At 41.3% G+C, this 25,327-nt stretch carries 20 protein-coding genes; 11 read left to right on the top strand and 9 right to left on the bottom strand.

Annotated features, from left to right (window positions below; all coding sequences use genetic code 11):
• The first annotated feature begins 108 nt into the window (after positions 1-108).
• The 4 genes from purD to KZA12_RS06595 all read left to right on the top strand — a co-directional run bounded on the left by purD (position 109) and on the right by KZA12_RS06595 (position 5,020).
• Complete coding sequence (purD, locus tag KZA12_RS06580) at positions 109-1,458, top strand: phosphoribosylamine--glycine ligase (RefSeq protein WP_218689759.1); 1,350 nt, start codon at positions 109-111, stop codon at positions 1,456-1,458.
• Between the two features lie 270 nt (positions 1,459-1,728).
• Positions 1,729-3,129: an AarF/ABC1/UbiB kinase family protein gene (locus KZA12_RS06585; RefSeq protein ID WP_218689671.1), complete on the top strand. Its 1,401-nt coding sequence runs from the start codon at positions 1,729-1,731 to the stop codon at positions 3,127-3,129.
• Positions 3,130-3,541: 412 nt separating this feature from the next.
• Positions 3,542-3,730: a DNA gyrase inhibitor YacG gene (locus KZA12_RS06590; protein ID WP_218689672.1), complete on the top strand. Its 189-nt coding sequence runs from the start codon at positions 3,542-3,544 to the stop codon at positions 3,728-3,730.
• Between the two features lie 108 nt (positions 3,731-3,838).
• The gene (locus tag KZA12_RS06595; protein WP_218689673.1) at positions 3,839-5,020 is read left to right on the top strand and encodes an aspartate aminotransferase family protein; all 1,182 of its coding nucleotides are present in this window, start codon (positions 3,839-3,841) and stop codon (positions 5,018-5,020) included.
• Positions 5,021-5,254: 234 nt separating this feature from the next.
• On the opposite strand, the gene KZA12_RS06600 is transcribed toward KZA12_RS06595, so the two are convergent.
• The 6 genes from KZA12_RS06600 to KZA12_RS06625 all read right to left on the bottom strand — a co-directional run bounded on the left by KZA12_RS06600 (position 5,255) and on the right by KZA12_RS06625 (position 13,418).
• Entirely contained in the window at positions 5,255-6,154 is a 900-nt protein-coding gene (locus KZA12_RS06600; protein WP_218689674.1) for a LysR family transcriptional regulator, read from the bottom strand.
• 233 nt (positions 6,155-6,387) lie between these two features.
• On the bottom strand, positions 6,388-8,760 hold the full coding sequence (dnaX, locus tag KZA12_RS06605) for a DNA polymerase III subunit gamma/tau (protein WP_218689675.1): 2,373 nt from the start codon (positions 8,758-8,760) through the stop codon (positions 6,388-6,390).
• A gap of 143 nt (positions 8,761-8,903) precedes the next feature.
• Positions 8,904-10,451, bottom strand: a complete 1,548-nt coding sequence (lysS, locus tag KZA12_RS06610; protein WP_201622024.1) for a lysine--tRNA ligase — start codon at positions 10,449-10,451, stop codon at positions 8,904-8,906.
• Between the two features lie 51 nt (positions 10,452-10,502).
• Positions 10,503-10,883 (bottom strand): hypothetical protein, encoded by a 381-nt coding sequence (locus KZA12_RS06615; RefSeq protein WP_218689676.1) that lies wholly within the window; start codon positions 10,881-10,883, stop codon positions 10,503-10,505.
• A 90-nt stretch (positions 10,884-10,973) separates the two neighbouring features.
• Positions 10,974-12,065: a peptide chain release factor 1 gene (gene prfA / locus KZA12_RS06620; protein ID WP_218689677.1), complete on the bottom strand. Its 1,092-nt coding sequence runs from the start codon at positions 12,063-12,065 to the stop codon at positions 10,974-10,976.
• A 207-nt stretch (positions 12,066-12,272) separates the two neighbouring features.
• Positions 12,273-13,418, bottom strand: coding sequence for a beta-ketoacyl-ACP synthase III (locus KZA12_RS06625; protein WP_218689678.1), 1,146 nt, complete (start codon positions 13,416-13,418; stop codon positions 12,273-12,275).
• A 276-nt stretch (positions 13,419-13,694) separates the two neighbouring features.
• On the opposite strand from KZA12_RS06625, the gene pnuC reads away from it, so the two are divergent.
• Entirely contained in the window at positions 13,695-14,384 is a 690-nt protein-coding gene (gene pnuC, locus KZA12_RS06630) for a nicotinamide riboside transporter PnuC (protein WP_201622028.1), read from the top strand.
• Positions 14,335-14,985 carry an AAA family ATPase gene (locus tag KZA12_RS06635; protein WP_218689679.1) on the top strand — a complete coding sequence of 217 codons (651 nt, stop codon included), beginning with the start codon at positions 14,335-14,337 and terminating at the stop codon, positions 14,983-14,985. The genes pnuC and KZA12_RS06635 overlap by 50 nt, the downstream gene beginning before the upstream one ends.
• 646 nt (positions 14,986-15,631) lie before the next feature.
• On the opposite strand, the gene KZA12_RS06640 is transcribed toward KZA12_RS06635, so the two are convergent.
• A complete protein-coding gene (locus tag KZA12_RS06640) occupies positions 15,632-16,198 on the bottom strand; it encodes a hypothetical protein (RefSeq protein ID WP_218689680.1) in 567 nt (188 codons plus the stop codon).
• Between the two features lie 561 nt (positions 16,199-16,759).
• Between KZA12_RS06640 and creD the strand changes: the two genes are divergently transcribed.
• The 3 genes from creD to KZA12_RS06655 all read left to right on the top strand — a co-directional run bounded on the left by creD (position 16,760) and on the right by KZA12_RS06655 (position 20,031).
• Positions 16,760-18,364, top strand: a complete 1,605-nt coding sequence (gene creD, locus KZA12_RS06645) for a cell envelope integrity protein CreD (protein WP_218689681.1) — start codon at positions 16,760-16,762, stop codon at positions 18,362-18,364.
• 159 nt (positions 18,365-18,523) lie between these two features.
• Positions 18,524-19,426, top strand: a complete 903-nt coding sequence (locus tag KZA12_RS06650; protein ID WP_218689682.1) for a DMT family transporter — start codon at positions 18,524-18,526, stop codon at positions 19,424-19,426.
• An 86-nt stretch (positions 19,427-19,512) separates the two neighbouring features.
• Positions 19,513-20,031, top strand: coding sequence for a DUF302 domain-containing protein (locus tag KZA12_RS06655; RefSeq protein WP_218689683.1), 519 nt, complete (start codon positions 19,513-19,515; stop codon positions 20,029-20,031).
• Positions 20,032-20,234: 203 nt separating this feature from the next.
• On the opposite strand, the gene KZA12_RS06660 is transcribed toward KZA12_RS06655, so the two are convergent.
• Complete coding sequence (locus tag KZA12_RS06660; RefSeq protein WP_218689684.1) at positions 20,235-20,834, bottom strand: bifunctional 2-polyprenyl-6-hydroxyphenol methylase/3-demethylubiquinol 3-O-methyltransferase UbiG; 600 nt, start codon at positions 20,832-20,834, stop codon at positions 20,235-20,237.
• Between the two features lie 297 nt (positions 20,835-21,131).
• Positions 21,132-22,541, bottom strand: coding sequence for a type I glutamate--ammonia ligase (gene glnA / locus KZA12_RS06665; protein ID WP_201622034.1), 1,410 nt, complete (start codon positions 22,539-22,541; stop codon positions 21,132-21,134).
• 787 nt (positions 22,542-23,328) lie between these two features.
• Here glnA and KZA12_RS06670 point away from each other — a divergent pair.
• Entirely contained in the window at positions 23,329-23,952 is a 624-nt protein-coding gene (locus KZA12_RS06670; protein ID WP_201622035.1) for an aminodeoxychorismate/anthranilate synthase component II, read from the top strand.
• A gap of 83 nt (positions 23,953-24,035) precedes the next feature.
• Complete coding sequence (gene trpD / locus KZA12_RS06675) at positions 24,036-25,175, top strand: anthranilate phosphoribosyltransferase (protein WP_218689685.1); 1,140 nt, start codon at positions 24,036-24,038, stop codon at positions 25,173-25,175.
• Positions 25,176-25,327: the final 152 nt, after the last annotated feature.

The following is a 25,327-nucleotide window of genomic DNA, read 5'->3' on the forward strand; positions in this document are numbered from 1 at the left end:
TCGACATTTTAATACGTAATATCTTAATAGTTTAGAATTTTAGAACTCAGCATTTAAACACTTAAATACCCAGTAGTTAAACTCTCAGCATTAAGGGCAAAACGCATGATGAATATTTTGATAATTGGCGCAGGTGGACGTGAACACGCTTTAGCATGGCAATGTGCCAAAGATGACAAGGTACAACGAGTTTATGTGACCCCAGGTAATGCAGGTACTGCCCTTGAGCCAAAATGTGAAAATATCATTTTAGAAACTGCGGCCAGTGACTCAATTGCTGGCGAGCACAGTGCTGTTATTGAGTTTTGTCAAAATAATGCTATTGATATGGTTATTGTCGGCCCAGAAGCTCCGCTAGTTACAGGTGTAGTAGACGCGTGCCGTGCTGCCGGAATCAAGGCTTGGGGGCCAAGTGCTTATTGTGCGCAATTAGAAGGCTCTAAAACTTTTGCTAAAGAGTTTATGGAACAGAACAATATTCCCACTGCAGCTTATCAAGGTTTTACTGATCCCGTAGCGGCCAAAGCTTACGTCGATCAGCAAGGGGCTCCTATTGTGATAAAGGCCGATGGACTTGCGGCTGGCAAGGGCGTCATTGTTGCTGAGACCGTCGAGCAGGCACATCAAGCTATCGATGACATGCTAGCTGATAATAAGTTTGGTGATGCTGGCAGCTGTGTGGTTATTGAGCAGTTCTTAATTGGCGAAGAGGCCAGCTTTATTTGTATGATTGATGGCAATAACATTCTGCCAATGGCTACTAGCCAAGATCATAAACGAGCCTTTGAGGGTGATACTGGACCAAATACCGGCGGCATGGGTGCTTACTCTCCAGCGCCAGTAGTTACTGACGAAGTGCATAATAAAGTCATGGCGCAAGTTATTCAGCCAGTGGTCGATGCTATGAATGCTGCCGGTCATCCTTATACTGGGTTTTTGTATGCCGGTCTGATGATTGATGACGCTGGTGACCCATCGATTATTGAGTTTAACTGTCGATTAGGCGATCCTGAAACTCAACCTATCTTGATGCGTTTACAGTCATCGATGGTTGACTTAGTGACTCAAGGGCTGGCAGGTGAATTACCTAGTCAAGCAAAATGGGACCCGCGCCCCGCTCTAGGTATTGTGGTTGCTTCCAAAGGCTATCCTGAAAGCGCTTCTAAAGGTGATGTGATATCAGGATTACCCAAGCTTGTGGATGCCGATATTCCAGCAGTAAAAGTTTTTCATGCAGGCACGACTTTTTCTGACAATAGCCAAACCATAAATAATGATGATGTTAATAGTAAAGAGATAACGACTAATGGCGGGCGTGTATTATGCGTCACTGCACTTGCGGATAGTATTTCAGAGGCTCAGCAAGCAGCCTTAATGGTCACTGGAGCGATTAGTTTTGACGGTGCGCACTATCGTCGCGATATTGGTCATCATGCTATTGCCCGTGAGCTTGTGTAGTTCACTAGCAAAACAATACTGCTGCTTTAGTGAAGTAAGTGGCGAATCAAAGCGTCTTTTATGGCCAAGAGGTATTGAAATTAAATAAGTAGACACCGCTAGATTATCAGTGCTTAACAGTATTATTTTAAAGCCTGTTGAGCACTTGTTACCTTCGGTCAATCTATGGCATTTAGTGTGATACAATTTTGTATATTGGCGTCATCGCTCCCTTGTATTGTGAGTCTCTGACCCACAAATCATTCTTACTCTGACAAATACCTTATACTTATGGCAAATGATACGTCTAAACCTACTGACAATAAGCAGTCCATCGATAGCCTGAAAACTTCAGGGTTTGAACGTCGCATGTCGATTGCTAAAACCTCTTTAAACATCGGGCGACGCTGGGCAGGTAACAGCGTTTCGGGAATGTTTTTGGATAAAAAAGCCCGCTCAGCACGTAACCAAGTGTTTATGGAAGCGCAGGCAAATTATGTGGCTCAAGAGCTAGGTAAATTAAAAGGCTCAGTAGTCAAGATAGGTCAAATGCTAGCTATGTATGGCGAGCATGTGCTACCCCCTGAAATCACTCGTGCTCTGCAAACTCTCAATGATGATACTGCTATTTTGGCATGGCCAAAAATTGAGCAAACGTTACGTCGTACTCTGGGGAGTAAACTCGATGAGCTTGAAGTTAACCACACGCCTATCGGTACTGCTTCTCTTGCTCAAGTACATCGTGCAACCGTCATTGCAACAGGTGAAGATGTTGTTTTAAAGATTCAATATCCAGGTGTTGCCGATGCTATTGATTCTGACTTAGCGCTGTTTAAGCGTCTATTAAAAGTCAGTAATGCTGTGCCACAGACCCGAGCGCTGGATACTTGGTTTGAAGAGATTCGCGACTTACTACATGTGGAAGTTGATTATACGATTGAAGCTGCTACTACAGAACGTTTTTATCAACGTTTAGCAAATGATCCGCGATACTCAGTACCAAAAATTAATCGAGATTATTCTAGTAAGTATCTTTTGTGTATGAGCTATGAGGCTGGCGTATCAGTAGCTTCAGAAACTCTGAAACTCCTGCCTAATGAGCGTCGCAGTGCTATTGGTCAAGCGGCGATAGAAATCATGATGCAAGAAATTTTTGTCTGGGGTGAGATGCAAACGGATCCAAATTTTGGTAATTATTTAGTGCGTATTGCTGATGAGAATGACCCTCAAGCGCAAGATAAGCTAGTATTATTAGACTTTGGGGCTATACGTCAGTTCGACACTCAACTTCTGACTATTGCACATGGCCTACTACGTGCCGGCTACCATCATGATCATCAAGCTATGAGAACGGCGATGACTGGTTATGACTTCTTCGACAGTATGAGTGACAAAGTAAGCTCTGATATTGCCACGTTATTTTTACTAGCGACTGAGCCGTTTAGTAATCCTGACACTAACCCTGATATTCCCTCTAACTGTTTAGACCATAGTAAACGTTATATTTGGGCTAATAGTAAGTTACATTCTCGAATTTCAGCAAGCGCTCAACGTGCTATGCAATCATTTGAGTTTAATCTACCACCGAAAGAGTTTATGTTTATTAGTCGAAAGTTTATCGGTGCTTATACTTTTCTAACGGTACTTGATGCACACACTGATTCAAACAAGTTAGTTAAACCTTTTTTATAGTTAAACACCATATTATTCACTGAATTTTGCCGTTCCTCTTCTTGGAACGGTTTTTTTCGAGATTATTTTATTTACTTAGGCTATTTTTTATAGCAACTATCTTAATGTTTCTATATCGTTGGCATTATAAAATCATCTTACATTTTAGAAAAGTCACTTTATTTTAAGTGCGTTTATTCTGCTTAGGCTATTGTTGATCGAAGTTCCTTGCAATTCATTTATCGAATGGCTTGCAATACTATATTTTATAATTAATGCTTAGAGCTAAAGCTTAGCTACTATCGCTAACTGCACTATAAAAATAGTTTGGTTAATCAGGCTATATTTGTCTTTTGATAAGCGCGTGCTATTATAACCGCTGTTATTATCTGATGACACTTTCTATCTTAACTATGAGGATATTCTCAGCTATATGACCACCACACCTAAAACTTTGCCTAAAACTTATCCTTGTCCGCGCTGCGGTACTAAAACGGCATGGCAAGGAAACACTTCAAAGCCGTTTTGTAGTGAGCGTTGTAAGCTTATTGATCTAGGGGCTTGGGCCAGTGAAGAATATACCCTACCTGCAGAAACTACCCCGTTTTCTGATGAGCTTTAACTCGCTTGCTGTAAATAGAGTAATGCCCTACCGTTAATAACTGTGCTTATATTAGCAGCTATTTTATCCCTCTAATAATCTAATGTTTTTCATCACAAGGATGTTTGTATGTCAGCGACTTACCTGATGCCCACTTATAATCGTCAGCCAATCAGCTTTACTCGTGGTGCGGGCAGCTGGCTCTACACTCAGAACGATACTCCCTATCTAGATGCGCTGACTGGTATCGCCGTATGTGGCTTAGGACATTGTCATCCGCAAGTGACAGAGGCCATTCAGCAGCAAGCGGCAACCCTTATTCATACTAGCAACTTATTCGGCATTGACTGGCAAGAGCGCGCTGGTGAATCCTTATGTGTTGCCGCGCAAATGGACAGCGTGTTCTTCGCTAATAGCGGCGCAGAAGCTAATGAAGCTGCACTCAAAATGGCGCGACTTTATGCTTATAACAAAGGTTTTAAGCAGTCTAAAGTAATCGTTATGGAGCAGTCATTCCATGGCCGTACTTTGCTATCACTGTCAGCAACTGCCAACCCTAAAGCGCGCGAAGGTTTTTTTACTTTAGATGATGACTTTATTCGTATACCTTTTGGTGATATAGCAGCTGTCGAGCAAGCCGCTATTGACCACGATGATATCTGTGCCATATTTGTTGAGCCTATCCAAGGTGAAGGCGGACTCAATACTGCTGCTAATGGCTTTAAGTATTTAGAACAACTGCAAGCAGCTTGTGATAATCATGACTGGCTATTTATGATCGATGAAGTACAGACTGGTAATGGCCGTACTGGTAAATACTTTGCTTACCAGCATAGTAACGCTCGTCCTGATGTGTTGACTACTGCCAAAGGTTTAGGTAACGGTTTCCCAGTAGGTGCTTGTATGGTTCGTGGGCGCGCAAACGGATTATTTGGTGCTGGTAGTCACGGCTCTACTTATGGCGGTACACCACTAGCTAGTCGCGTTGTGCATAGCGTATATGAAGTATTACGCACTACTGACATCATGCAAAACTCAGTAACTGAAGGTCAGTTTATCCGCGATAGTATTAGCACTGAGTTAAAACAGTATGGGGTTAGTAGTCGCGGTGCTGGTACTATGATAGGCATCGTGCTGCCCGAAATTATGGATTGCAGTCAGCTAGTTGACTTGGCTCGTGATGAGCAGCAGCTAATTATCAATGTCACTGGCGGTCATGTTATACGTCTGCTACCGACTCTGAATATTCGTCGTGACGAGAGCGAGCAAGTGGTTGAGCGTTTGCTTAGTTTATTAAAGCCACTCCTATAAATAAAGCGTTTACAGCCGACAATGCTAAGCTTACTTATTATCAAACTCAGCTAATAGCTAAAGCTTACTATCAAACACCTGTAGTCAATCGTCATAGTAAAACTGGTTAACAAACATCAGTGACCTTGTCAGTATAATACTAAAACCCATTACAAAAAGTCAGTATAAAAAAAGCCTATAGATAATTACTATCTACAGGCTTTTTTGCTAAGTAAACTATTGAACCTGCGTCACTTAACTAGCATGAAAATACTTTTTTAATACTTCTAAACAGCGAGTAATTTTGGCAGGTTGCTGATCACGATTGAGAGTAACCGCATAAAGCACAAAACTAGGTAACTGATAGCCAGTTAATACTTCAACTAACTCACCACTTTCTAATTCTTTTTTGATATCCATCTCCATCATTCTCACTAAACCATGACCCTCTCTAGCCAAAGTAGTCGCCATAAACACATTATTAGTATGGATACGTGACGTCATCTTAACACGAGTCTTTTTACCAGTTTCAGTCTGCGCCATATCAACTTGGTTAGTATCTTTCATAATATCGATACAGATAAGCTGATGGTCGTTTAAATCTTTTGGCGTCTCTATCTTATTATGATTACGCAAATATTGCGGTGAGGCAACTAGTAGCTGGCGTACATCAGTTAAAGGATGACTGCTTAACGTTGAATCATTGATACTAGGGCTCATACGAATAGCAATATCAATGCGTTCATCAATCATATCTATGTAGCGATTATCTGCTAGATAGGTAATGCTTAAATCATCATGCGCCGCCATCCAAGTCGATAACGCTGGCAAAATATGATTAACCCCTAATTCAGGAGTAGTCGAAATGCGCAAACTGCCAGCCAACTCATCACGCAACTGATTGACTTTGATACGCCCTTGTTCTGCGGCGCTGACCACATCCTTTGCCGCCTCATAAAAGCTCTCACCCGCTTCTGTTAAGCTGAGTTTACGAGTTGAGCGATGCAATAGCACTACGCCCAGATCATTCTCTAACGAGCGAATCTGCTGACTAACGGCACTAGTAGTAATGCCAAGTTCGCGAGCTGAGCCACTAAAAGAGCCGTGTCCGACTACACTGGCGAACACGGCCATACCACGTAAATTATCTAACATAATGTCACCTGAGCTATTTTTTAGTATTTAATATAACTTAACCATTATAGCCGAATTTTATTCTGCACACCTATTTTAAATATATCTAGGAAGTACAATAAATAATTTTGCAATGATAAAAATTCATATTAATCAATAAGATAGCTTAAGAATAAAATATTATGATATCTAGTACTGAAATATTAGCGATATAAATACTATATAACAACACTTCCAATAACATCAGTGACTATTTAAGTTAACTTAACCTTACCCATTTTTCCTTGTTGACGCTCTAATAAATGCTGCATAACTGGTGATTGTAATAATAGCTCTTGGGCCGCTAGAGAAGCTTGCTCTAATCTTAGCTGCTGACGACTCTCTGGGGTTTTATCTTTTACTTCGTTAAGGCTATTATCTATTCGCAGACTAATATCGGCTTGAGAAAACTGTTGTCGCAATTTGGCAGCCAATTGCTCAAAGGTCGCTTGTAAATGCTTACTGTCTACCGTAGTAATAAAAGTGGACTTACCATTGCACAGACCAGTCATCATTCCTTGGCGAGCAAGGGCACGCTCATCTTCGGCCAAACTGTTCTGTTCACGAGCGCTTTGTAACCAGTAATCCCACTTTTCAGCGTTCCATTCTCCTGTTAGCGACTGCGGGGCACAGCGTAAAAGAGTACGAGGGTCATTTATCGAAACCGCACCATGAGACTCCTGCGGGCTAAGCTCAACACTAGTATTCGTAAGCTGACTATCTCCTTCAGCATTAGCCCCTAGCTCGGAATTAGTAACTGCTTCAGTGTTGATAAACGACTTATTTTCGACCACTGTTTCAGTGGCAGCTGCTAACCCAGAAGTAGTAGATGCTAGCACAGGCTTAGCCACTGGTATTGACTCAGTAACTAAGTCAAGTTCAGTAACTAACTCAGGTTTAGTAACCGCGCTAGGCTCAATGATCGGCTCAGACTGAACAGCTGGCTCGAGTGCCAAGCTATTACTAGCGCCTGAATCTATATCGGGCATCGAATGATTTAACTCAGCAGTAGAGGGCCTATTATTAATAGCAGTATCAGTAAAAGTATCAATAGCTGTCTCATTAACATTAGCTGTACTTTGCTGAAGAGGCTCAGCAGCATTCTCGGCTAAGAAATAGCTGCCTTCAGCAGCGTAGCTATCCTTTAAAACATTAGCCTCTTCTAAAGGCAAACTCGTTAAGTTATTGGTGTTGTCAGCTGCTAGCGCCTCATTTATCGCGCTATGCTGATAGTCATCTACTACTGAGTAGTCAGAAACTATGTTATCTACAACAGAGGCATCTACAATTGAGGTATCAGGGTTTTGATAGTCGATGGTTTGATGGTCGATATCACAAACTTGTAACTCAGAAATTGAGTTAACTTGTTCACTAGTGCTAATAGTAGCAGTAGCGTTATTAGTAACCATAGCATTGTTAGCATCGCCATTGACCACATTATTATTAATAGCACGGCTGTCTTGATTAGCTTGATAGGCTACTATCTCATCAACAGGCAAAGGTCGAAAGGCCAACAAACGTAGAATACACATTTCTAGCGCTTGCATTGGGGTACTAGCCAGCTTAATACCCTCACGTGCTTGCACCACAATCTCATAATACAGCTGCAACACATCAGGACTAATGTGCTGCGCTAGAGTATTGATAGTCTCAGCTTGCGCCTCATTTACATTTAAGGCGACTTCAGGTAATAGCTGGGTCAATGCCAATTGATGCAACAGTTCAGCGAGCCCATCAAACATACTCGAGGCATCAACCATCTGCGACCGCATTTGCTCGATATGAGCTGCTACTGCCGACTTATCATGGTTATAGATATCAGTAATCAAACGTACTAAATCTGCCGCGTCAATCAAACCGAGCATCTCATTCACAGTCACATCATCGAGCGCCCCTTTACCAAAGGCAATCGCCTGATCGGTCAAAGATAACGCATCACGCACTGAGCCTTTGGCAGCACTAGCCAATTGCCAAAGGGCTGGTTGAGTATAGTCAACATGCTCTAAAGTTAACAGGTTAGCCAAGTGTTCACTAAGCAAAGTCTGTGGCAATGGGCGCAATACAAACTGTAGGCAGCGCGAAATAATAGTAATAGGCAGCTTTTGCGGATCAGTAGTCGCTAATAGAAACTTGACATGCTCAGGAGGTTCTTCAAGCGTTTTGAGCAGTGCATTAAAGCTGTGCGTCGATAGCATGTGCACTTCATCAATGAGGTAGACCTTATAGCGACCTTGGCTCGGCGCATACGGCACGTTATCTAACAGCTCACGAGTATCCTCAACTTTAGTACGAGACGCCGCATCGATCTCAATTAAGTCGATAAAACGACCTTGGTCAATTGCTACGCAGTTATCGCAGACGCCGCAAGGGGTACTAGTCACGCCCGTATCGCAGTTGAGACACTTAGATAGAATACGGGCGATAGTAGTCTTACCCACCCCGCGCGTACCAGTAAATAGATAAGCATGATGCAAACGATTATAGTCAATAGCGTTAATCAACGCTTGCGACACATGAGTTTGCCCAATCAATTCATGAAAGTTTTTGGGTCGATATTTACGGGCTAAAACTTGATATTGCTGGGTCATATCTGTCCATTTTACCAATTGGCGATAATTAAATTAGGCTACTGGAGTATTATTTTTGAGTGCTCATTATAGCAAAAAGCCAGCACTTTCGTCTGACTTGTTGCGGTTACCGCTTTCGAGTGTTTTAAGCTTATTGCTAATTATTAGTCAGCTTTGCGACGCATATGGGGGAACAAAATCACATCACGAATACTAGCCGAATCAGTAAATAGCATTACTAAGCGATCAATACCTATACCCTCACCTGCCGTTGGTGCTAAACCATAAGATAAGGCTTCGATATAGTCAGCGTCAAAATGCATAGCTTCATCATCACCAGCATCTTTTTCAGCAACTTGACCACGGAAACGCTCAGCCTGATCAGCAGGATCATTAAGCTCACTAAAGCCATTGGCCAACTCACGGCCACCAATGAACAACTCAAAGCGATCGGTAATCTCAGGATTATCATCACTACGGCGCGCTAATGGCGAAGTTTCAGCTGGATACTCAGTAATAAAAGTCGGCTGACGCAGTTGATGCTCAGCGGTTTCTTCAAAAACGATAGTCTTCAGTTTACCTACGCCAAACACCTCTTTCACTGGCTGTCTCAGCGTATTGGCTACATAGTCTGCCAAGTAATCACGATTATCGATCTGAGCAATGTCAAAGCCTTCAGCATATTGGGCAATAGCCTCAGACATTGTTACTCGCGCAAAGGGTGCTTGTAAACTGATGGTTTCTTCTTGATAAGTGATTTCAGTGCTACCTAAGATATTGGTGGCTAACTCACTAAACAGACGCTCAGTCAAATCCATTAAGTCATGATAGTCAGCGTAAGCCTGATAAAACTCAATCATAGTAAATTCAGGATTGTGACGAGTAGAGATGCCTTCGTTACGGAAGCTGCGGTTGATTTCGAATACTTTTTCAAAACCACCAATCACTAAGCGTTTTAGATACAATTCAGGAGCGATACGCAAATATAATGGCATATCAAGGGCGTTGTGGTGAGTTTCGAACGGGCGTGCTACAGCACCACCTGGGATAGGATGCATCATTGGCGTTTCAACTTCCATAAAACGCTCATTAAGCATAAATTGACGAATACCACTGATCACTTGACTACGAATCATAAAAGTATCGCGGGTAGTCTCATTAGTCATCAAGTCAAGATGGCGATTACGATAGCGAGCCTCAACATCCGCTAGGCCATGAAACTTATTTGGCATGGGGCGTAATGATTTGGTTAGCAGATTAAACTCTTCGATATGCACATATAAGTCGCCTTTACCTGAGCGACCGATATAGCCTGAGATACCCACGATATCGCCTAGATCTAGCGACTTTATACTAGCTAGGGTCTCCGGATCTAACTCTTTGCGAGCTACATATAACTGAATACGGCCACTCATATCTTGAATGACGATAAACGAGCCACGGTTGAGCATCACTCGACCAGCCACATTCACCTGAGTCTTTTCGCCATTAGCTGCTTTTTCTTCGATCTCTTGCTTAGAGATACCCTCAAAGGCTGCTTGCAAGTCTTGCGCATAATCAGTACGTTTAAACTGATTAGGATAAGGCTGTTTGCCTGAGGCCGTTATGTCATCTAGTTTAGCTTGTAGTTGAGCGATAAGCTCATTGGCTTCTTCTAGGGTTGGCGCTTGCTCATCGGAGGCTTGATTGTTCTGATTGCTGTTCTTTGACATAAAATTCTCAAAATTTGACAAGTTAAGTTTTAGTTTTGGAAAACTATATTATTAATCTATACACAAAGTCCCTTTGGTGATGCCACCTTCAATAAGTTGACGACAACCGAAAGGACTATCATTAGCCGCACAAGTTCCAACTTGATTGGGTTTGCCCGGCTCACTATCTAACTTTGAACTTAAGCAACTTCCTTGACAGTCAGAACTGTCACTACAGGACTTGCCTTCATCTGAAAACTGCATGACACACCTGTGCATCTGTAGTCTGCCTTGCTTTAGGTACTCACCGCCTTTAGCGAGACATTCTTTTACAAGATTCTCAGAAGAAGAGGTAGAGTCATTCTGCTGATCGATCACAGGCGAGGTTTGGCATGCAGATATAAATAGTAAAGAGCATAAACCAATAATAAATAAAACCAGACGATTCTTCATTATATTTTTCACCTACAAAATACGGATGGGTTTAAAAGCCAGTTTACTATAACAACACTTATATCTTTAACGCTAATTACCCTCAAAACGTTATTGCTCACCACCGATACTGGCCATAAGATCTGCTTGGTGCTCACGTAATAGCGCATCAAGCAACTCATCCATATCACCTTCTAAAATGGCATCAAGCTTATATAGCGTCAAGTTAATACGATGATCAGTCATACGTCCTTGCGGGAAGTTGTAAGTACGAATACGTTCACTGCGATCCCCACTACCGACCAAATCTCGACGAATAGTATCGGCAGCATCTACTTGCGCTTGTACTTTAACTTGCTGAATTTTTGAAATCAGCATCTTCATAGCTTGCGCACGGTTTTTGTGCTGGCTACGTTCTTGCTGACACTCTACCACAGTACCCGTCGGAATATGGGTTAAGCGTACTGCTGAATCGGTGGTGTTAACGTGCTGACCACCTGCGCCACTTGAGCGAAAGGTATCAAAGCGAATATCAGCAGGATTTAGATCAACGCTATCATCAATCTCAACTTCCGGCATTACGGCAACTGTACAAGCTGAGGTATGCACGCGGCCTTGGCTTTCAGTTTCAGGTACTCGTTGTACCCGATGTACGCCAGATTCAAACTTTAAGCGTCCATAAACGCTGTTGCCAGAGACGCGAGTGATGATTTCCTTATAACCACCATGCTCACCTTCGTTGGCTGATAATACCTCAACCGTCCAGCCTTGCGTTTGGGCGTACTTTTGGTACATACGGAACAAGTCACCAGAGAAAATCGCCGCTTCATCACCACCAGTACCAGCACGAATCTCTAGAAACGCTGGCACTTTATCATTAGGGTCTTTAGGCAACATCATCACGTTGAGCGCTTCTTCCATCTCAACGATAGTGTCGCGAGCGCTATCAATCTCATCCTGCATCATCTCTTTCATATCAGGATCAGAGGCCTCAGCTAACATCATTTCAGCATCCGCTTGGTCTTTTTCCGCGCGCCCGTAGTTGAGCCATAGTGTAGTGATATCCATCAAGTCACTATGTTCCACTGATAGCTCACGGAATTTATTATTATCACTAATAATTCCAGGGTCAGATAATAAAGCGGTAACCTCTTCATAACGGTCTACCATTTGGTCTAAACGCAGGCGCAGGGATTCTTTCATAACAGATCTTTTAATTAGATAAGGGAAATAAGGAGGCAATTATAGCAAATTTTTGCTGCTAAATTAAAATCACTACGTAAACTTGCTGTTTATATCGTGCAACACCTCTAAATATTGGCTGCGCAGAAAAAATTAAAGCAAAAAAAATAGCCAAGAATGCTCTCAGCTATTTTATATTCGGCATAAATCGATAGCAAAAAGGGCTATTTAAACCTTTTTAACTAATACTGAACCAATTGAGTAGCCAGCACCAAATGAGCAAATAACGCCCAAATCGCCTGATTGTAAGGCATCTTTATAACGATGGAACACCACCATAGGGCTAGACGAGCTAGTATTGGCAAATTCAGCAATGACACTTGGCACAATAGACTTATCGGCTTCTTTGCCCATAACAGTACGTAATATCAAATCGAGCATACTGGCATTAGCTTGATGTAGCCACATCATTTTTATATCGCTAGCTGGTATGTCGTTGTCCTGTAAATGCTCAAGAATTATTTGTGACACTTTTGGACAGACTTCACGAAATACTTTACGACCATTTTGCAAAAACAGCTTATCAGTGACCGGCTCTTTTAAATCAGGATACATTTGGGTTTCAGCTGCCAAAAATTCTGAGCGATCCATAAAGCCATATTCGTTTTTGATGTTAGTTGAGAACTCAGTAAACAGCTTAGCGTTCAGTATCTCATAACCTTTTGGCGTATCTAGATCTTCTACGATACAAGCAGTAGCAACATCACCAAAGATAAAGTGGCTATCACGGTTACGCCAGTTAAGATGCGCTGAGGTAATCTCAACGTTGACCACAGCAATGCGCTTAGCCAAACCTGATACGATAGAGCCGTGCGCTTGCGACAGACCAAAAGTGGCGGCACTACAAGCGACGTTCATATCATAAGCAAAGCCCCCAATCATGCCGATCTCATTCTGAATTTCGATGGCAATAGCAGGATAAGTACGCTGAAAGTTTGAGCAAGCCAAGATAATACCATCTAGATCGTTAGCTTCTAAACCAGTGTCTTTTAGCGCATCTCTAAGGGCTGCTGCCCCCATTTCAGCCATTACTGATAGCTCTTCACCCAAATTGCGATAAGCAATAACAGGAGCCATAATTTCAGGGTTTAAAATACCCTCTTTTTCCATGACATAACGTGATTTGATACCTGATACTTTTTCTATAAATTCAGCAGAGGAATGCTGCAAAGCTGATACAGTCTCATTAGCTATCTCGTCTGCATGTTGCTCATTATAATTATCGACATACTGATTAAAGGAGGTAACCAATTCTTCGTTACTGATGCTATAAGGGGGAATGTACAGGCCAGTGCCAGTTATACAAGTCGTCATAATAAAGCTTCCTTGTCTACTACAAATAATGCTCAGAAATAAGCGCAAAAAGGGAGAAAATAGCACAAGTCTACTTTCGGTTAATAACAATGGGTGAATAAATGTAAGCTTAAATTTAATGTCTTTATTATGCCTGAATAATACTATTTATCTAATAGTTTGTTACAAATAATCAGATTGGCGTTAATAATTAGCAAAGCATAGCCTACTTCTACAGCAGTTAAGCTATACTTAAATCTCTTAAAGCTTGGTAAATAATAAAGATTAGGAAAAATAATGTTAGAACTTTTAAACTGGCTCTTTGGTCAGTATGCGGACTATCCTGTACTATTTATTGGATTAGAGATAGTAGCGGTAATATTCGGTGTCGCTAGTGTATTACTCGCCAGCAGACTAAATGTGCTGGTCTTCCCTATTGGCATCATCAGCACCGCCATTTTTGTATACTTACTTTGGCAATGGCAATTGTTTGGCGATATGTTTATCAACGCTTACTATACGGCTATGGGTATATACGGCTGGTTTAATTGGTCAAAGAATAAAACTGACGGTGAGCAAAGCGCTATTACTATCGAGCGTATTCAAGCCAGAGATTTGCCTATCCTGACCTTATTAGCCAGTGTGACCGTTGCTTTTGTAGCATTGGTTTATTATTTCCGTCCAGTTATCAATAATAACTTCAGTTTTGACGGCGCCGTACTCGGTATGCACTTATTTACTTGGGTAGATTATACCGATATGCTCACCACAGCGCTGTTCTTGATGGCAATGTGGCTGATGGCTAAACGCAAAATTGAGCATTGGCTGATATGGATAGTGGCTGATACTATTTCAGTACCGCTATACTTTTATAAAGGTCTTACTTTTACCGCGCTACAGTATGTAGTGTTCACTCTCATTGCAGTTTGGGCTTACTATGAATGGCAACGACGTTACTCTGTACAATTTGGAACAGCATACGCTTAAGTCAGTAATTAAAGTCGCAATCTTAGGCGCAGAAAGTACTGGAAAAACTACTTTATGTCGTGACTTAGCGGCGCATTTTTCTAGTCCTTGGGTGCCTGAATATATGCGTACTTACTTGCAAGAAAAGTGGAATAATGAGCAGCAGACTTGTACTTGGGAGGACTTATTACCTATCGCCCAAGGTCAAATCGATATAGAAAATCAGCTGGCACTCGAAGCTATACAAGGGGCACAAGCTAATCAAAACCAGCAAGATGAGCTAGCAGCGCCAGCTATAGATAAAAACGCAGAACAGCAGTGTTATCTGTTTTGTGATACTAGTCTATTTGAGCTCATGATTTATGCCAACTGGTATTATGGTGACTGTCCAAAGGCTCTTAGCCAAGCCGCACTAGCCCATCGTTATGATTTAATTTTACTGACTGAGGTGGATATCCCATGGGTTGCCGATGATCTACGTGACAGCCCTTATGATCGCCAAGCAATAACGACACGCTTTGAAAATGAGCTTAACTATTATAATAAAGACTTTCGACGCATTGGCGGTGATCGACAACAACGAGTCCAGCAAGTGGCGCGTTGGCTAAGAGAATTGCATTAGCTGTCAAGGTGAAAATTGAAATAGTAAATTGAATTATGGATGCAAAATTGAATTTAATAATAATATTTGCTTAGGCTATTTAAACTATTTTATTACTAATTAAAGCTGCTAGCCTCTGCTATCCAATAACGCCCCATCACCCTAGTCAATGCTATAACCTTTATTATTTTCGCTACTACTATAGTTAATCCAGAATAAAATCAGTACATCCAATATCATAGAACAATTTAGACAAGTCATTCTTCATCCATCCTTGACGTAGAAACTTAACCTGTTCCCATTTCTTCTCTATATTCAAGTATAACTTTCCCTCTTGCACTCGGGCAAGCGTCTACTGGACCCTTTCTTATCCTTCTCTAGGATTTAGATCAGGACTATAAAGGTTTGTAGTGCGTTTAAAACTATTAAAAAAACAAAACCTCATATTTTTTTAACTAAAATCACTAGACAGCTCATTATTTAGCTATGAAAAAAGCATACTAGAATATCATTGTATTCAGGTGTGCTTAGTAACTGACTGTTGGTATCGATATACATCAAAGACAAGGCTTCTATTTTTCGCTATAAGACGTTCTAGTACTTTTCCTATCAAAGAGTATTCAAAACGCTTGAAATTACTCTGATATTATCTGATAGCTACATCACATTATCCATATACTCTGATTAACCTATTATTGTCAAAAAATAAGTATTGTGTCCCTCTATCATTGCTATATGACCATGACTCAAGTTTGCCATATTCATCTGTAACTTCGTGAGTATCATTAGGCTTTCCCCAATAAGTCTTATTTAATACTTCCTCTTTAGCCATTCCAATTTTGGCACCAACATCAACACTGTAAATAGAATCTATACTCACCGTTAGCGCCACCTCACTCTTAGTAGGCGTTAAAACACCTTTTTGTCTCTTTCTTTCTTCTTGCGTATTTTTTAAATTCTGTTTGGCTAACCCGCTCCTAGCTATTTTTATATCATTTTTCAGCGCTTGTATTTCAGCATTTAATTCTGCATTAAAAATCTTTACTTGTGCAGCAGATAAATAATTATCTTTCTTTGCAACTACTGTAGCAGGCTTGTTAAAATTAACACTTGGACTAACATTGTTGAGCAATACTTGTTTGCCATCTTTATCTTTATAAATGTATACATTACCTGCGACAGTACTAACAGCACTCAAAGCTAATAAAGAACCTACCAATATTTTGATTATCATTTTCCTACGACCTTAATTTTTTTTGATTATCTAATTATAAAATATTACCCCTCTATGCCTATCATAGGATAATATCACTGTATGCCTTGTCTTTAATCTGTTCTATAATTTCTAGATAGATGGAAATTAATTGTTATATCAAACATCAGATTTATAAGGCATTTCCACACATATCCCATTATAAAAACTCATCTTTATGTCTATCGCTGTTGAGCATCGCCCAATTGAATACCACTTTTGCCAGCACTGTAATGCAGTTTTGCTAACATTATAAAAAGTACAAGCCTGATGGATACTCATGTCTTTTTTTTGACCCTTTTCATCACTTGTGCTCAAAAATCTATTGAAGAGGTCTTGTGTTCTGCTACCATTTCAGTTGTTTTAAAACAATTGTATCTTGTTTACAACACCCTAACCATAAGTGAAATCACCCTAAGTCATTTCCATAAACTATTCATCTTTTTTGCATCGTTTTTCTTTATAGCTCCTCTAAAATTATAGTCAAATCAATCGACTGTATTGACCCTTGCTAGCAGCAAAAGGTCAAGCTGAGGAACTGCTATGCAAAAAACACTTACTATAAAACTGTGTATTATCGCAGGCTTATGCATTATTTTTGCCATTGGTCTTACTATGTTCAGCTCTGTTATCTACGAGCGCCAAAGCTATGCCGACTCAGTTATTGCAGAGATTGCTGAGCAGCACGTTTATCCACAACAAGTCATCACCCCCTTCATTGCTATTCCTACTACTATCACTCCAGAATGTTTGCTAGATGCTGAAACCCAGTCCGTTAAATGTGCAGCACCTTACACTAAGATTGACGCTATCTTTGCCGCGCAAACTCAAGCCAGCCAAAATCTTCTGGTGGATACCGATACTTATAAACGCAGTATTTATCATGCGACTAGCTATAACAGTGAGCTACAATTTAAGCAACGTTACTCATTGCCCGAATCCTCTTCAAACCTTTCAGATTCTTCAAAGCTTTCGGATTTATCAGAATTATCGAAACAAGATCAGCAGGGCATCGCTACAGCGGCAGTGACAGCTGATAAAAATGCCTTACGCTCATCCCAAGCCGTTAGCCATTGGGAGCAGGCGAAATTGATTATTCCAGTATCAGACTTACGTGGTGTAGCGACGTTGCCGACAGTGGTGATCAATAAGCAGACGATCAAAGCCACTTATCCACAAAACTCTATGCTTAAAGGCTTGTCTTATGTTGAAGTGGCACTCCCTGATACTGTGTTAACTCAATTAGCTACGCAAAATCTTGCCAACTCACCGACCCAAACAGCTGCATCAAATAGCAGTAAAACCTCTACTGTTGAAAACAAAAACCAGCCGATCGACATGCTGATTGATTTACCATTAGCAGGTATAAGCAGTTTAAATACTGTACCGACTGGGCAGAACTTTGAGCTGACTATGCTTAGCAACTGGGACACGCCTAATTTTATTGGCAAGGCCTTACCTAATACTAAGAGCTTTAGCGCCGATGGTTTTAAGGCTAATTGGCAGAATCAATATCTCACTGTTGCTAATAATCAGTACCTATCACAATGCTTAAGTACCGCTAATAACCAGTGTCAGGTGATAAGTAGTGCGCCTTTTGCAGCAGGCAGCTCCTATGATGAAGCCACTATTGCTGTAGAAGCAGCAGCTGGCTCAGTCGATAGCATCAATGGTAGCCTAAATAGCTTTGGAGTGAGTTTTGCTGAACCCAACGACGTCTATCTACAAACTGAACGGACTATGAAATACGCCTTATTGCTAATACTAGTCTCATTCGGCACTTTCTTTTTGTTTGAAATAATCAAGTCGAGCCGTATTCACCCTATCCAGTACTTGCTGGTGGGCTGCGCACTATTAGTGTTTTACGTTTTATTACTACCACTCGCCGAGCAAATTGCTTTTTGGCAAGCTTATGCTATCGCTGCTAGTGCTTGTGTTGGTCTCATCGGCTGGTACAGCTATTATGTGCTTGATAGCCTCAAACGCGCCGTTATTTTTACCGCTATATTGGCCGGACTGTATGCAGCGTTTTATGGCATCTTAACCACAGAGGATTTGAATCTATTACTAGGTGCTGTATTCTGCTTTGTGCTGCTAGCCTGCGTGATGATAATGACTCGTAAGATTGATTGGTATAAAGCCGCCTAGTCTCAGAGAAATCATGACTAGTTGGGCACTTTATTGTCGCTAAAATCTGCCTGATTATCATAAACCCTGTTGAGTAATGGCTTATTATTGCTAAGATAGTCGCCCCTACTAACAAGCAGTTATAAGCCGTGTTGAACTCTATGACGGTAAGGATTATTTTTGAAAGCCACGCTATACACGATTATCGCCTTGATTGCTTTTGCTGCTAACTCACTCTTTTGTAGAATGGCCTTGGCAGAAGGATATATTGATGCTTGGAGCTTTACCATTATTCGTCTGCTAGGGGGTGCGGTCTGCCTTATGCTCATTATGACCGTACACGCACGCCGCCTAACTCGCCAAAGTATGGCGAATAAAAATCTTGATAACCGCGCTATTTTAAAAGATAAAGGTAGCTGGCTTAGTAGTATCAGTTTGGTGATCTATGCGCTTTGCTTTTCACTAGCTTACGTAAAGCTAGATACAGGCACTGGCGCCCTGATCTTGTTCGCAGCCGTGCAATTAACAATGATTGGCTGGGGTATTTTTAAAAAAGAGCAGTTGAGCGCCTTTCAGTGGGCAGCTTTTGTGGTGGCAGTAGTAGGCTTTATTTATCTGATGCTACCCTCAGCTGCTGTACCATCGTTATCTGGCGCAGCAATTATGGCTATCAGCGGCGTTGCTTGGGGTGTATATAGTATCCGTGGTCAAGCTTGTATATCACCACTACGCGCTACAGGCTTTAACTTTATTCGCAGCCTAGTGGCTGTTCCTATATTATTCTTAGTGGCCATAAGCTATCTAGAGAACATAAGCTCAGAGGGCATACTTTTAGCAGTGGTATCCGGTGCGATTACGTCGGGTATTGGTTATAGTATCTGGTACATGGCAATGCCGTTATTAAAAAGTACTCAAGCAGCTGTAGTGCAGTTTTGTGTGCCGGTAATGGCCGCTATTGCTGGGGTTTTATTTTTATCTGAGCAATTAACGCTGCGCTTTGTCATAGCTAGTGCTATTATTTTAGGGGCAGTGTTAGTGTTTATTTTGAATAAGAGTCACCCTAAACCTAACAGTCAGCATTAGTACAGTTAGCGAGTAATTTGTGAGATACTTTAATACTGTACAACTATTAAACCTCGCCACTTACCTACTGTAGAACAGGAACCCTTATGCTCAAAATAATCCCCATTATTGCTTGTGCTCTAGCTCTATCTTCTTGTGCCAGCTTGCAACAAAGCTTATCGAAGCTTGATAGTCAGGCTGCAGTTAAAAACAGTGCTAGCTCTATAGCTACTGATAATGGCTTAGTGAGCTTACAGAGTAACCATTCGGTTAAACAAACCGCAGATCGCTTTGAGTCTATGGCTAAGAGCCAAGGCTTGACCTTGTTTAGTAGAATCGACCATCAGAAAAATGCGCTGGGAGCCGGCTTAACTCTAAGACCTACTGAAGTTATTATTTTTGGCAATCCTAAAGCAGGGACACCGCTAATGAATTGTGCTCAAAGTGTGGCTATCGATTTACCACAAAAAGTGCTTGTTAGCGAAGATGTTGCGGGTAAGGTTCATCTGACTTATAACCAGCCTGAGTATTTAAAAACTCGTCATAACATCGTCGGCTGTGATAAAGTCATCAACAATATATCTATGCTATTAAGTAGCTTAGCCACTGCAGCAACAGCTAAGTAGTATTAACTATAAGTGCTTAGCTGTTACTTATGATTAGACGTATAAAAATTAATTTTATCGAAAAAGGCTAAGTTATAGAGGATGTCGATAGGCTCTATAACTTAGCCTTTTTGTCTTAATCCTTGTCTTAAGGCTCGTCTTAAGCATTGTCTTAAGCATTGTCCTAAGATTGCTTTAAGGCTCATGCTAAGGTATCAATCCAGCTAGCGCTTATAAGCAATAAACTGTACCACGGCACTGACACCTTGATGACGATTACCTTCTGAAATCATACGTTGCCTTTCAACCCCGACTAGCTGCTCAAGCTCTGCCAGCTCATACTGCAAAGTGGCAAGCGATCCAAAACGATCTTTTTCGCTAGCTGAGGGCCCGCCGACCGCCTCCATCATAAGCTGTTGTTCAGTGTAAGCTTCAACGATAAATACTCCATCCGGCTTTAATGCTGATGCAATGCGGCTATGTACACGCTGGCGAACCGCAGTCGGCATATGCGCCCAAATAGAAACAATGCCATCCCACTGTTGTGCTCCAAAATCATAATCATTAAGGTCGGCAACTTGGGTGATTAAAGTTACTCCTTTATCTTTAGCCAATTGCTGTGCTTTATTTAAGCCTACTATCGATAAATCAACACCGGTAACTTGATAGCCATTTTGGGCTAAAAACACTGCGTTCCTACCCTCTCCTTCAGCCAAGCATAGTACCCTTCCACCCGCTTTTATGTGATGAAACGACTGCTTTAAAAAATCATTAGGTTCTGTACCAAAGATATATTGAGACTCGCTATAACGCTCATTCCACATACTATGCCCCTCCAGTGCTCAAAGCTGTTAGTAATAAAGCGCTTACTAGGCGTAGTGATCTTTTGCCCCTAAGCACTGCTACTAGCTAATTATGCCACTATAATCAAAGCGCTGTTCTAGACGAAATGTAAATTAAAAATGATGCAGACTGCTTTTATCAATAGGCATAAAAAAACCAGCCAAGACTCGCTCAGCTGGTTTTGGTTCATTACTATCACTTAAAGACAATGAATTAAAGACTATGACTTAAAGACTATGACTTAAAGACAGTGACTTAAAGTAGTAGCTACTAATTAACTAACAGCTATAGTACAAGTCAAACTCTACTGGGTGCACAGTAACGTTGACACGCTGCACTTCTTCTTCTTTTAGAGCGATAAAGGCTTCTAGCATGTCTTTAGTGAATACATCGCCTTTTAATAAGAATTCATTATCATCTCTTAAAGCTTGTAGAGCGACTTCTAAGCTTTCAGCAACTGTTGGAATTTGGGCTTCTTCCTCTGGTGGCAAGTCATACAAATTCTTATCTGCCGCTTCGCCTGGATGTATTTTGTTCTGAATACCATCAAGACCTGCCATTAGCAATGCTGCAAAGGTCAAATACGGGTTCGCTGCAGGATCAGGGAAACGAGCTTCGACACGAACTGCTTTTGGGCTGCTAACGTGTGGAATACGAATAGATGCTGAACGGTTAGACGCTGAATAAGCCAATTTAATAGGCGCTTCATAATGTGGCACTAGGCGCTTATAGCTGTTAGTCGATGGGTTGGTAATAGCGTTCAATGCGCGAGCATGCTTGATGATACCACCGATGAAGTATAACGCTGACTCTGATAAACCGGCATACTCATCACCTGCAAAAGTGTTTACCCCATCTTTTGAGATAGAAATATGCACATGCATGCCTGAACCATTATCACCAACAACAGGTTTTGGCATAAAGGTAGCGGTTTTACCGAACTGATGCGCTACGTTATGTACAACGTACTTTAGCTGTTGTACTTCATCTGCTTTTTTGACCAAAGTATTAAAGGCTACGCCAATCTCTGCCTGACAAGGAGCAACTTCATGATGATGGACTTCAACGCTACCCTCACCAATGATCTCTTCAATACGCTCACACATAACTGCGCGCATATCATGTGAGCTATCAATTGGTGGTACTGGTACATAACCGCCTTTGACGCGCGGACGATGGCCCATGTTGCCCCACTCATAATCTTTATTAGTTGACCATGCCGCCTCTTCAGCGATAATTTCATGGCTAACCCCAGACATCTCAATCGACCACTTGACTTCATCAAAGATAAAGAATTCAGGCTCAGGACCGAAATAAGCAGTATCACCAATGCCAGTCGACTTTAAATACTCTTCAGCACGGCGGGCGATAGAGCGTGGATCACGATCATAGCCTTGTAGCGTTGACGGCTCGATAATATCGCAAGTGACGACCACAGTAACCGCATCGAAGAACGGGTCAAGGAATGCGGTCTCTGGATCAGGACGCAGGATCATATCAGAGGCTTCAATACCCTTCCAGCCAGCAATGGACGAACCATCAAACATCTTGCCATCTTCCATGACCTCTTCATCAACACTATGAGCAGGAAAGCTCATGTGATGCTCTTTACCCCGAGTATCGGTAAAGCGAAAATCAACCCATTTAGCATTAGAGGACTTGATAAGATCTAGTAATTTATTCGACATGAATAATCTCCATAGTAGTGGTTATAATGTTACTTGCGGTCTTGCTATTTTAAAAATCTGACATTATTTTAGCAATATCTGAGCGATAATGTTGAATTGTTATCGACTCAGTAATAATTGGCTAGCCTATTTTTACTGGCAGACGAAGCCATGATTGGCCTTTAGTAGTAAAAATCTTGATAGTAACTAGTGATAAGTCGCTGTTACTGACTGTCTTCGATATAGCGGTCTTCTATATATAGTTAACTATCAAATATAATAAAGCAAACATCGTGCCAATCCATAACAAAAATAGATAAAAGCCCTCTATTTACCCCTTTTTATTAATAATACGCTCACCACACCCACTATTACGCTGCAAAATACAATCATCGCCTGCTCTATAAAGATACAGTTCGCTACTAAGCATCCGAATAAATGCACAAAAATGATAAAAATTTTTAAATATTATGCACTAAATTGGTGCAATTGCTATGACGATTACTCATTATTGGCCTAATAGTTAAGTGCGTTACTTCAGCAATATTACTCCAACAGCTTTGCTTTGCTATAGTTATTTTATAATTATTCTAGGGTTGTTTTTACCCTCTGGATAACTACAGGCTTTATGATACAAGTAGACTAACAATCAGTTAAACAAAATAAGTACTTTCATTAGCCCTACATTTGCTAGGCTACAAAATAATGGTAAGATACTTGTGAGCATTTAATAAGTGACAAATTCATAAACCTATAGCTTCACCACTTTAGTGTCCTATTATAAAATCCAATAAAAGTTGAAACCCTGATGATTTTGATGATCGATAATTACGACAGCTTTACCTACAATATTGTACAGTACTTTGGTGAATTGCAGCAGGACATCACTGTTTGGCGTAATGATCAGGTCACTATCGAACAAATCCAAACGCTAGCTCCTGATATTATCGTCATCGGCCCTGGTCCTTGCGACCCCGATCGCGCTGGTATTTCATTAGAAATCATTGATACCTTTAAAGGCGTTATTCCTATTTTAGGGATTTGTCTAGGTCATCAAGCTATCGGCCAACTATTCGGTGGTCAAGTCGGTAAGGCGGGCGCAGTAATGCACGGGCGCTTATCATCGGTCTATCATAATGGTCAAGGGGTATTCGCTGACCTCCCTAACCCTGCAGAATTCACACGCTATCATTCCTTAGTTGTTAATAAAGACAGTTTGCCGGACTGTTTAGAGATGACCGCATGGACCAAAAACACTGATGGTAGTATTGAAGAGATAATGGGCGTTCGTCATAAAACTTACCCTATTGAAGGGGTACAGTTTCACCCTGAATCTATCTTAAGTGAAGCTGGCTATCAGCTGCTCAATAATTTTTTGCAAATACATAATTTAGCAGTACTAGACACTGACCAATTACCGCAAGTGGGTTAATTATTCTACATTGTGCAACTATTGAGCTACTGAACTTTCAATAAAAATTTAATGCTTTTAATAAAAATAATAAGCGAGACTTTATGAGCCCTACTAATACTTCAACCACTACTAGTAATCAATACCAAGCCACAGCAGAAGATATCGCTCAACTCTCCGATGAGCAGATTCATAAGTTACTATCGACGGCCTTAGATCGGATATTACAGCGTATTGATTTGACCTTTGATGAGATGCATCAAGTAATGTTAGTGATCATGCAAGGCAAATGTAGTAACGCTATGATGGGTGCTATCTTGACGGGACTACGCATGAAGGGTGAATCAATTGATGAGATCACTGCAGCGGCTAGTGCTATGCGAGCTTTGGCTACTAATATTAGCCCTAGTGCTTGTGATCATTTGGTAGACATTGTCGGTACTGGCGGTGATGGAGCTAACTTATTTAATGTCTCTACGGCTTCAGCCTTAGTCGCTGCTGCTGCTGGTGCGCAAGTCGCCAAACACGGCAATCGCGGGGTCTCAACTAAGTCTGGTAGCTCAGACTTATTGGAGCAAGCGGGTATTAGTCTTGCTTTAACGCCTTTACAAGCGCTGGATTGTATTGAGAACCAAGGTATTGGCTTCTTATTTGCCCCTAATCATCACAGTGCCATGCGCTATGCCAATCCCGTACGCCGCGAGCTTAGAGCACGGACTATTTTTAATATTTTGGGGCCTTTGACTAATCCTGCTGGCGCACCTAACTTAGTGATTGGAGTGTTCACCGCTCAATTGTGTGAACCGATAGCAAAAGTGATGAGAAACTTAGGGGCACGCCACGTAATGGTGGTTGGCGCCAAAGACGGCTTGGATGAAATCAGTCTAGCCACTTCAACGACCGTTGCTGAATTAAAAGATGGCGAAATATCAGTTTATGATTTGATGCCAGAAGATGCCGGTATCGAATCACAAACGTTGATTGGACTGGACGTTGACTCCCCACAGCAGAGTCTGGAGTTGATTCGTGCCGCTTTATCAGGTACTGACACTCATGAGCGCGCGGTACTTAAAGCCCGTGATATGATTGCTCTTAATGCAGGAGCAGCAATCTATACAGCAGGTCTAGCCAGCAACTATGCCAATGGAGTTAGTCAAGCACAAAGCGTAATTCAAAACGGTAGCGCCTTGCTCAAGCTTGAATCATTAGCGGCTTATACTCAACAGTTAGCCACTCAATCTTAGCTGTTCCGATAATAGGCTGTTGACTACTTACTGCTTACTAAGCGGTTAAAACTTAGCTAATGCAGACTTAAAGCATACACTGCAAGCTAAGCGCTAGTAGTAAACCTATCTGCTCTAGCTATTTATATAATAATTAATCAATATTTGGATAT

The sequence above is a fragment of the Psychrobacter sp. BF1 genome, assembly GCF_019279065.1.
GTDB classification, from domain to species: Bacteria; Pseudomonadota; Gammaproteobacteria; order Pseudomonadales; family Moraxellaceae; genus Psychrobacter; species Psychrobacter urativorans.

What these genes read in the sequence shown, in the direction of transcription:
- KZA12_RS06660 (WP_218689684.1), bottom strand. Translation starts at nt 20,834, where the DNA reads ATGTGGAATGAGCGTTATAGCGAGTCTCAATATATCTTTGGTACAGAA.
- dnaX (WP_218689675.1), bottom strand. Translation starts at nt 8,760, where the DNA reads ATGACCCAGCAATATCAAGTTTTAGCCCGTAAATATCGACCCAAAAAC.
- KZA12_RS06595 (WP_218689673.1), top strand. Translation starts at nt 3,839, where the DNA reads ATGTCAGCGACTTACCTGATGCCCACTTATAATCGTCAGCCAATCAGC.
- KZA12_RS06625 (WP_218689678.1), bottom strand. Translation starts at nt 13,418, where the DNA reads ATGACGACTTGTATAACTGGCACTGGCCTGTACATTCCCCCTTATAGC.
- lysS (WP_201622024.1), bottom strand. Translation starts at nt 10,451, where the DNA reads ATGTCAAAGAACAGCAATCAGAACAATCAAGCCTCCGATGAGCAAGCG.
- KZA12_RS06640 (WP_218689680.1), bottom strand. Translation starts at nt 16,198, where the DNA reads ATGATAATCAAAATATTGGTAGGTTCTTTATTAGCTTTGAGTGCTGTT.
- KZA12_RS06670 (WP_201622035.1), top strand. Translation starts at nt 23,329, where the DNA reads ATGATTTTGATGATCGATAATTACGACAGCTTTACCTACAATATTGTA.
- KZA12_RS06600 (WP_218689674.1), bottom strand. Translation starts at nt 6,154, where the DNA reads ATGTTAGATAATTTACGTGGTATGGCCGTGTTCGCCAGTGTAGTCGGA.
- purD (WP_218689759.1), top strand. Translation starts at nt 109, where the DNA reads ATGAATATTTTGATAATTGGCGCAGGTGGACGTGAACACGCTTTAGCA.
- prfA (WP_218689677.1), bottom strand. Translation starts at nt 12,065, where the DNA reads ATGAAAGAATCCCTGCGCCTGCGTTTAGACCAAATGGTAGACCGTTAT.
- glnA (WP_201622034.1), bottom strand. Translation starts at nt 22,541, where the DNA reads ATGTCGAATAAATTACTAGATCTTATCAAGTCCTCTAATGCTAAATGG.
- KZA12_RS06585 (WP_218689671.1), top strand. Translation starts at nt 1,729, where the DNA reads ATGGCAAATGATACGTCTAAACCTACTGACAATAAGCAGTCCATCGAT.
- trpD (WP_218689685.1), top strand. Translation starts at nt 24,036, where the DNA reads ATGAGCCCTACTAATACTTCAACCACTACTAGTAATCAATACCAAGCC.
- creD (WP_218689681.1), top strand. Translation starts at nt 16,760, where the DNA reads ATGCAAAAAACACTTACTATAAAACTGTGTATTATCGCAGGCTTATGC.
- KZA12_RS06590 (WP_218689672.1), top strand. Translation starts at nt 3,542, where the DNA reads ATGACCACCACACCTAAAACTTTGCCTAAAACTTATCCTTGTCCGCGC.
- KZA12_RS06635 (WP_218689679.1), top strand. Translation starts at nt 14,335, where the DNA reads ATGAATGGCAACGACGTTACTCTGTACAATTTGGAACAGCATACGCTT.
- KZA12_RS06615 (WP_218689676.1), bottom strand. Translation starts at nt 10,883, where the DNA reads ATGAAGAATCGTCTGGTTTTATTTATTATTGGTTTATGCTCTTTACTA.
- KZA12_RS06655 (WP_218689683.1), top strand. Translation starts at nt 19,513, where the DNA reads ATGCTCAAAATAATCCCCATTATTGCTTGTGCTCTAGCTCTATCTTCT.
- pnuC (WP_201622028.1), top strand. Translation starts at nt 13,695, where the DNA reads ATGTTAGAACTTTTAAACTGGCTCTTTGGTCAGTATGCGGACTATCCT.